The organism is Microcystis sp. LE19-195.1E (assembly GCF_027532095.1).
GTDB classification, from domain to species: Bacteria; Cyanobacteriota; Cyanobacteriia; order Cyanobacteriales; family Microcystaceae; genus Microcystis; species Microcystis aeruginosa.
In genome coordinates, this window is record NZ_JAPZSZ010000137.1 from 1 (window position 1) to 8,687 (window position 8,687).

An 8,687-nucleotide genomic window follows, 5' to 3' on the forward strand; every position below is an offset into this window, starting at 1 on the left:
TGGTCGAGGGAATCAACAATAAACTTAAACTAATAAAACGGAGAGCCTATGGCTTTAGAAACTTTCGGAATTTTTGGGTTAGAAGTATGTTGTCTTGGCATCTTGTCTGTTGATTTAGCATAAAGGGTAACGAAGAGCCTAAAATTGTCGAAGCGGGGGTTGATAAAGATAATGAAATCACTAAATTAGCCCAAGATTTACTAGACAAGCTCCAAGAACAACCCGGTGGACAACAAATTATCACCCAAAATATCAGTAATGTTAAATATACTGCTGCCTCTGGCACGGGTAATGCTAGTATTAGCGGCATCACCGAGCATGGCACATCTAAGGATGACTGAGACTGTATTTTAATTAATCAGGATGGTTGATATGTCAGAACCAAGCGAAATTCAACAAAATATTACAAAAGCTCAATATGCTGCTGCCTCTGGGACTGGCAATGCAACCATCACGATTACCAATTACTATTATCGAGAAGAAGCAAGAATAGCCCCTGCTGATTCTGCCGATGTTGCCGATGATAAACTGCCCTGTCCCTATCGTGGCTTGTTTCATTTTGGGCCAGGAGATGCAGAATACTTTTTTGGGCGCAAAAGCTTTATTAAAACCCTATTTCAGGCAACCCAAACCCGTAATTTTATCCCCCTATTAGGTGCGTCGGGAAGTGGTAAATCCTCGGTGGTTTTTGCGGGATTAGTCCCCAAATTGCAACAAGAAGGTCACTGGCAGTTTACCCATTTTCGTCCCGGTTCTGACCCTTTTCATGCCCTAGCTTTAGCATTAGTTCCCCTTTATACAACTAATTTAAATGAGACAGAACGCCTCGCCCAAGCGCGTCAGTTAGCCAATTATTTGCGTGATGGCGATATTCCTTTAGCTGACGTTGTTGCCCAAATCCAACAGAATTATCCCAGTGAACGGGTGCTGGTAATTGCCGACCAATTTGAGGAACTTTATACCCTCTGTCCTGATGAAACAATCCGTCGTAATTTTCTCGATAAATTAACTACATTCCCCTTTGAAAGGGTAGGAATGGTGTTGGTATTAACTATGCGGGCGGATTTCTTGGGGAATGCTCTTTCCTATCGTCCCTTTGCCGATGTCTTACAAAATACTGACTTGAAATTGGGGCCGATGAACCGAGAAGAACTGACAGAAGTTATTGAAAAACCGGCGCAAAAATTGGGGGTGACATTGGAAGCGGGACTGGTGAAACGCATCCTCGATGATGTGGAGAGTGAGCCGGGGAATTTGCCATTACTAGAGTTTGCCTTAACGGAATTGTGGCAGCGGCGACAGGGCCAACAGTTAACCCATCTGGCATATACAGAAATTGGCCAAGTGCAGGGTGCTTTGGCCCGCCATGCCAATGAAGAATATCACAAGTTGAGTGAGGCGCAACGGGAACAGATGCGGCGCATTTTCATCCAATTGGTACGCCCAGGGGAAGGCACAGAAGATACGCGGCGGCTGGCGACAAAAGCGGAATTAGGGGAAGAAAATTGGGTACTGGTGAAACAATTGGCGGATGCGCGTTTAGTTGTCACCAGTCGCAGTGAAGAGGCACAGGTGGAGACGGTGGAAGTGGTGCATGAAGCACTGATTCGCAATTGGGGGGAATTGCGGGGCTGGATGGATACAGACAGGGTTTTTCGCGCTTGGCAGGAGCGTTTGCGGGGGGCGATGGGGCAATGGCAAAAGACGCAGGGGGATGAAGGCTCATGGTTGCGCGGGGCGGCGTTGGCGGAGGCGGAAGAACAATTGAAGAAACGCCCAGAAGATATCAGCCAAAGTGAACAGGATTTTATCAGGCAGAGTCTCCAAGAGCGAGAGCGGATAAAACAAGCCGAAGCAGCCCGCAGGCGGCGCGAAATTAGAACCGCTTGGGGGATTGCGGCGGGTTCTTTGGTGGCGGTGGTGATTAGTACGGGATTGGGTTTAATGGCTTGGAAACAAACACAACAAGCGGAACTCAATCTGGCAAATGCTCGCGGGTTTTCTTCCTTGTCTTTGTTTGATAGAGGAAAAGAATTAGAGGCTTTCGTTGAAGCAATTAAGGCAGGAAAAACTCTACAAAAGCAGCAGGCATCCGACAAGGAGGTGATGAATGCCTTACAGGAACTTCTCAACCGGAAAAGTGAACGCAATCGCTTAGAAGGGCATGGTAGCTATGTCCATAGCGTTAATTTTAGTCGTGACGGCAAGACTTTGGTGAGCGGTAGTGATGACAAAACTATCAAACTCTGGAATGTAGAAACAGGCCAAAAACTCCACACCTTCGAGGGGCATGGTGGCCCTGTCTATAGCGTTAATTTTAGTCCTGACGAGGGCAAGACTTTGGTGAGCGGTAGTGATGACAAAACTATCAAAATCTGGAATGTAGAAACAGGCCAAGAAATCCGTACCCTCAAGGGGCATGGTGGCACTGTCTATAGCGTTAATTTTAGTCCTGACGGCAATACTTTGGTGAGCGGTAGTGATGACGGGACTATCATACTCTGGGATGTAGAAACAGGCGAAAAACTCCACACCTTCGAGGGGCATGGTGGCCCTGTCTATAGCGTTAATTTTAGTCCCGACGGCAAGACTTTGGTGAGCGGTAGTGGTGACAAGACTATCATACTCTGGAATGTAGAAAAACCCCAAGAAATCCGCACCCTCAAGGGGCATAATGGCCCTGTCTATAGCGTTAATTTTAGTCACGACGGCAAGACTTTGGTGAGCGGTAGTGGTGACAAGACTATCAAACTCTGGAATGTAGAAAAACCCGAAGAAATCCGCACCCTCAAGGGGCATAATAGCCGTGTCAGAAGCGTTAATTTTAGTCCCGACGGCAAGACTTTGGTGAGCGGTAGTTGGGACAACACCATCAAACTCTGGAATGAGTCAACAGGCCAAGAAATCCTCACCCTCAAGGGGCATGAAGGCCCTGTCTGGAGCGTTAATTTTAGTCCTGACGAGGGCAAGACTTTGGTGAGCGGTAGTGATGACGGGACTATCAAACTCTGGAATGTAGAAATAGTCCAAACCCTCAAGGGGCATGATGACCTTGTCAATAGCGTTAATTTTAGTCCTGACGAGGGCAAGACTTTGGTGAGCGGTAGTGATGACGGGACTATCAAGCTCTGGGATGTAAAAACAGGCGAAGAAATCCGCACCCTCAAGGGGAATGATTACCCTGTCAGAAGCGTTAATTTTAGTCCCGACGGCAAGACTTTGGTGAGCGGTAGTGATGACAAAACTATCATACTCTGGGATGTAAAAACAGGCCAAAAACTCCACACCTTCGAGGGGCATAAGGGCCTTGTCAGAAGCGTTAATTTTAGTCGCGACGGCAAGACTTTGGTGAGCGGTAGTTGGGACGGTACTATCAAACTCTGGAATGTAAAAACAGGCAAGGAAATCCGTACCCTCCATGGGCATCATGACCGTGTCAGAAGCGTTAATTTTAGTCGTGACGGCGAGACTTTGGTGAGCGGTAGTAATGACAATACTATCATACTCTGGGATGTAGAAAAACGCCAAAAACTCCACACCCTCAAGGGGCATAAAGACCATGTCAGAAGCGTTAATTTTAGTCCCAACGGCGAGACTTTGGTGAGCGGTAGTTATGACAAAACTATCAAACTCTGGGATGTAAAAACAGGCAAAGAAATCCACACCTTCGAGGGGCATGATGGCCCTGTCAGAAGCGTTAATTTTAGTCCCGACGGCAAGACTTTGGTGAGCGGTAGTGATGACAAGACTATCAAACTTTGGGATGTAGAAACAGGCCAAGAAATCCGTACCCTCCATGGGCATGATAGCCGTGTCAGAAGCGTTAATTTTAGTCCCGATGGCAATACTTTGGTGAGCGGTAGTTGGGACAACACTATCAAACTCTGGAAGGTAGAAACAGACTCGAATTTATTGAATTTAGATGCTTTAATGGGGCGTAGTTGCGATTGGGTGCGGGTTTATTTGCACAACCCTAATTCTGGTGTCAGGGAGGAGGATAGGCATTTGTGTGATGGGATTGGTACAAAGAATTATCGGACTAAGGAGATTTTGCCATGACTTCCACGAAAGAATAGAGCTAACCAGCTAGGGTAAAATTAGGGTTTCGGCTTATCCTCAACTCAGCTTAACTAGGAATAGGCCGATTTATCTTGTTAAGGCTATATTTTGAGCAACTTTTGTCAATTTATCCACAAACAGAAACATCAATCGTAGGGTGCGTTAGCCAAAGCGTAACGCACCCATTTAATAATTAAGTTGTTGCGTTACGGCAGATTATTAATTTGTTTTTTTGTCAGAGATTATCGCCGCAAACACGCACCCTACAAGAATTTATAAAACTAAAATCAACACAGATAAATGTATTAGTCATGATTTTCTCTATCACAATTTCTTCCATCAATTGCCGATCTCTTTCTTCTCTCAACCGCTTGGATAACCGAGAAATAACCCGTTTAAAGTCATATCCCCCCGTAAGCAAAACTAGCTTGACTTTTGTGCTTTTCTAAGCATACTGCCTAGTCAGGTTAAATAAAACTAAAGCTATTGAGAGAGAAATAAAAATCTACACTTCAACCAAATGAACCCAACTTAGAGAAGATTTAACGCTGTTAAATAAGCGTTTATCGCTAGTGTATAAATTTGCTTGAAATCGTTGAGCTAATACTAGATAATGGGCATCATAAGTAGCAGGAAGATTCAAGGTTTGCGAAATTTCTATTGCTTGGTAATGGAGGTAATGATCTCCATGAAACTGAATGGGTAAATCTAAGACTTCTGTAAGGAGGGTTTGCGCTTCCGTCTCCAAAATTTGACCAGCTTTTTTCAGACGATAAAATACGTTAGTGACTTCGTAACATAATAAAGTTGGTGCAATCACTAAATTTTCCTCGGTCATCCATTTTTGCCAGAGTTGACTGTACATTGTTACAGAAGGTTCAACCGTTGTTAAACGAACTATAAAACTAGAATCAACACAGATAAATGTATTAGTCATTATTTTCTCTATTCACTCACAATTTCTTCCATCAATTGCCGATCTCTTTCTTCTCTCATTTGATGAATAATTTCAGTAACATCGGTTTTAAATGGTTTTCCCTGACGACGTTCATAAATGGCTTTTCGAGTTGCGTCAATTCGTTCTAATGCAATTTCCCAAGAGGGGTGATCTTTGAGTTTTTTTCCTAACAATTCTTGTTCTTCTAGGGACAAGGATTTAATTGCCTTAACTAGAGATTCCACGAGTTGAATATTCATTTTTTTTACATCTTTGACTAAAATTATCGGTGTTTATGAAGAGTTATTATAGCCTAGTCTTTGAATTATAACAAAGAGAGGCAAACTCCGTCATTTACGTCCCCAATTCATCATCAATCAAAGTTTACCGTTTGGATAACCGAGAAATAACCCGTTTAAAGTCATATCCCCCCGTAAAAAAAATTAGCCCGACTTTTTTAACAATTGTCGGCAAAATTTTGCTTGCTTTTTTCAGGGCTTTTTGCCATAATATTTTTATAAGACTTTATATATAATGGACTGGTGGAGTCCACCAAAAAATGCACGGATTCCCATTATAAGAAAAGTATAACCGAAGCCGCCGCCCAAGTCAAGGGATTACTCCTTTTTTTTTGAGAAGTTTTCAAAGAAAAAAAATCAAAGAGGCAGCCGGAGATATTCGGTTTTTCTTCACTATTTGGGCGAAAAAACCCTTTTAGGATGCCTATAATAGGAGATAGAAAGGGTTAAAAACTAAAAAAAAATGGCGGAGAGAGTCCAGAAAATCCTTGCCCAGTGGGGAATTGCCTCCCGAAGAAGGGCGGAGGAGATGATCGTAGCCGGCCGGGTGAGACGGAATGGCAAAATCGTGCAGTTAGGAGAAAAAGCCGACCCCGAAAAAGATCACCTAGAAATAGACGGAAAAAAAATTGAACCAGCCAATCGTCCCCAAAGATTGTATATACTAATCAACAAACCCATTGGTGTGGTTTCTACCTGTAGGGATCCACAAAACCGGCCGACGGTGATTGACCTTTTGCCCGACTCCCTCGCCGGCGAGACGGGGTTACATCCCGTAGGAAGGTTGGACATTAACACCACTGGGGCTTTACTCCTCACCAACGACGGTCAACTCACCCTCACCCTCACCCATCCCCGTTATCATTTGCCCAAAACCTATCGGGTTTGGCTAGATGGTGCGATTGATAGACTTGCTCTCCAGCGTTGGCGAGAAGGTATCCTCTTAGAAGGGAAAAAAACCTTACCCGCACAGGTTGAGATACTCAAGCAAACCGACCAAAAAACCCTACTAGAAGTTATTTTAGTGGAGGGAAGAAATCGGCAGATTCGCTGTGTAGCCGAAGAGTTAGGCCATCGCGTCCTGAAACTTCATCGCAGTGCTATCGGTCGTATTCAACTAAACTCTGGTAATAATTCCCCCTTACCCTTGGGTCATTACCGTTTTTTAACCCTTGATGAACTGAAATATTTAAAAAACCAGATTAACTAAGCTGAAAGTCAGCCCCTAATAGCGATATGTTTCGCCTTCTCCAATCACAACTCGACCCCCAGCATAAACAGCGCACCAAATTACTGGAAATCGGCGTTTATTTGCAAAAAAATCGCCTAGAACAGTCCCTTTCTCTCGAGGAAATTGCCCAGAAAACCTTGATTCCGCGCCATCGTCTAGAAGCGTTGGAAGCGGGGGATTTGGAGTCATTGCCCGAACCGATTTATATTCGTTGGTTAATCAAACAATTTGCTGATAGTCTGTCCCTGGATGGTGAGACGGTTAGCCGACGTTTTCCCACCAAGGTAAATAACTTTTTTAGGGGAATAAAACCGTCTTTATCGCTGCCGAGTCTTCAAATTCGCCCGATTCATCTCTATTTTCTCTATTTAATCTTAGTTATTGGTTCCGTACAAACCCTATCCCACGTCCTGCAAAAATCGGTACTGCAATCGAATCGCTTACCGCCGCCTTCCTTGCCACAACAGCAAATTGTCCAACCGAAAAGCAATCCCCTTCAACCGGTAGCCAACAAAACCAGCAATAATCAGCAGCTGGTGGTGGGGGTAAAACTGGAGGATGACTGCTGGCTGCGGGTGGTGGTGGATGGCAAGACAGAATTTGAGGGTGTGCTGCCCCAGGGAACCCATCGCACTTGGCAAGCAAACCGGGAATTAACCGTGAGGGCAGGTAATGCTGGCGGGGTTTACGTTGCCGTTAATAATGCCCATGCTAAACAACTGGGGCAACCGGGCAAAGTCGAGGAAGTCACCTACCGGGCAAATTGAGCTAATTTATGCAAAAGGTTTTTTCACCCCTTGATCGCCTTCAGGGAGGGTTAATCGGGGCATATATTGGGGAATCCTTGCATAATCAGCCCCTAATACCAGCCTTTAACTATGAGGCGACACCGAGGACGACCCTGCTTTTGCAAGCTCTGCAATCTCAGGAGGATTTTCCCCTTGTGATCGCAGCCAAGCAGCAGTCGGAATCGGCGTTATTATTTGTGCTGTTGCCGGAGATTTTAACCTGGCCTGACCATGGGGAACGTTGGCAAGCTAGATTAAATTTTTGGCTAAAAAAGGGCTTAATTTCCGAGTTAACCCGACAAGAAGCGATAATTTGGGGAGAGGCTGTAGGTCTGTTATTAGAGGGAAAAAGGCCTTTAAATCAGTTAATAGGGCAATTGCTAACTATTAACCCCAAGAATAAGCTATTAGAGCAGATTCAGTCAGCTTTAGGGCAAAATCATCCCTTAGAGTCCATTTTATCGGCTTGGGCGAAAGATATCTCACCTTTAGGAATTGCGATTGCAGCTTCTCTCTATACCTTTCTGCAAACGACCGAGGATTTCGCCGTTAGCGTGCGTCGCGCTAATTCTAGTCCCTATCAACGGCAATTAACCACCACTTTAGCGGGAATTTGGGCGGGATTGTACAACGGTATCGAGGGGATTCCCCTAGCTTGGCGGCAAAATTTGCCGACAGAGCCAGTTAAACAGCAATTAATGGATAAAGCTGGGGAAATCTATCGAATTTCCCTAGGTATATCTCCTCATCTTGTCCTATCTCCTCATACTGCCGTCGCTTACGGGGGAACAATCCAACCCCGTCCTAGCTTAAAATTGGTCTCTCAAGACAGCTGAAGATCGCTGTTATTTGGCTCACAGGCGCTCGCTGGCTTTAATAAGCGATAACATCTCCTTCTTCCCAGTCGAGGGGAACATGGGGGAGTTGCCTGGCAATAGACTGGCGTGTGCTGGCAGAAATGCCTTTGGTGAAGATGCGTAACACCAGCTGCCCTCTGGCATCTAGACCGATTCCGGTGCCAGTTACACCGGGTTGAGCCATCAACCAAGCTTCTTGGCTGTCACGCAAAGCCAACAACTGTTCCTGAGTATAATTTTTCATCGAAAATTTGGGTCTGAAACCCCGCCGTTTTACGGCGGCTTTGCTGTTAAATATTAGCACATTTACGAAATATATGCTAAAATATGAGACATGGAAAAAGCCTATTCTTACCGATTTTACCCCACACCAACACAAGAGTCGCTATTGCGGCGCACATTGGGCTGTGTAAGATTAGTTTACAACAAAGCTCTCCACGAACGAACACAAGCTTGGTACGAAAAGCAAGAAAGAGTAGGCTACGCTCAAACTTCTTCAATGTTGACCGATTGGAA

10 protein-coding genes are annotated in these 8,687 nt (G+C 44.9%); 7 read left to right on the forward strand and 3 right to left on the reverse strand.

What is annotated here, in order from left to right; translation table 11 throughout:
• From O9300_RS08140 to O9300_RS08145, 3 genes are all read left to right on the forward strand, one after another.
• Positions 1–113 (forward strand): transposase (locus O9300_RS08140; RefSeq protein ID WP_185237766.1); only part of this gene is annotated, 113 nt, incomplete at its 5' end.
• Positions 114–143: 30 nt separating this feature from the next.
• Entirely contained in the window at positions 144–341 is a 198-nt protein-coding gene (locus O9300_RS19670) for a Het-E N-terminal domain-containing protein (RefSeq protein ID WP_502846392.1), read from the forward strand.
• A gap of 31 nt (positions 342–372) precedes the next feature.
• Positions 373–4,059, forward strand: a complete 3,687-nt coding sequence (locus O9300_RS08145) for a WD40 repeat domain-containing protein (RefSeq protein WP_287971165.1) — start codon at positions 373–375, stop codon at positions 4,057–4,059.
• A gap of 505 nt (positions 4,060–4,564) precedes the next feature.
• Here the strand turns inward: O9300_RS08145 and O9300_RS08150 are convergent.
• The gene (locus tag O9300_RS08150) at positions 4,565–4,996 is read right to left on the reverse strand and encodes a type II toxin-antitoxin system VapC family toxin (protein ID WP_002803895.1); all 432 of its coding nucleotides are present in this window, start codon (positions 4,994–4,996) and stop codon (positions 4,565–4,567) included.
• Between the two features lie 8 nt (positions 4,997–5,004).
• Complete coding sequence (locus O9300_RS08155; RefSeq protein WP_002796964.1) at positions 5,005–5,256, reverse strand: hypothetical protein; 252 nt, start codon at positions 5,254–5,256, stop codon at positions 5,005–5,007.
• 502 nt (positions 5,257–5,758) lie between these two features.
• On the opposite strand from O9300_RS08155, the gene O9300_RS08160 reads away from it, so the two are divergent.
• From O9300_RS08160 to O9300_RS08170, 3 genes are read left to right on the forward strand one after another with little or no spacing between them, the layout of a single operon-like run.
• Positions 5,759–6,505: a pseudouridine synthase gene (locus O9300_RS08160; RefSeq protein WP_287971168.1), complete on the forward strand. Its 747-nt coding sequence runs from the start codon at positions 5,759–5,761 to the stop codon at positions 6,503–6,505.
• A gap of 26 nt (positions 6,506–6,531) precedes the next feature.
• Positions 6,532–7,293: a helix-turn-helix domain-containing protein gene (locus tag O9300_RS08165; protein WP_287971170.1), complete on the forward strand. Its 762-nt coding sequence runs from the start codon at positions 6,532–6,534 to the stop codon at positions 7,291–7,293.
• 8 nt (positions 7,294–7,301) lie between these two features.
• On the forward strand, positions 7,302–8,150 hold the full coding sequence (locus O9300_RS08170; protein WP_287971172.1) for an ADP-ribosylglycohydrolase family protein: 849 nt from the start codon (positions 7,302–7,304) through the stop codon (positions 8,148–8,150).
• Between the two features lie 37 nt (positions 8,151–8,187).
• Here the strand turns inward: O9300_RS08170 and O9300_RS08175 are convergent, their stop codons facing one another.
• Positions 8,188–8,415 (reverse strand): hypothetical protein, encoded by a 228-nt coding sequence (locus tag O9300_RS08175; protein ID WP_079209035.1) that lies wholly within the window; start codon positions 8,413–8,415, stop codon positions 8,188–8,190.
• 90 nt (positions 8,416–8,505) lie between these two features.
• Here O9300_RS08175 and O9300_RS08180 point away from each other — a divergent pair.
• Positions 8,506–8,687, forward strand: a 182-nt coding sequence (locus O9300_RS08180) for a helix-turn-helix domain-containing protein (protein ID WP_287971174.1), incomplete at its 3' end; no start/stop codon positions are given.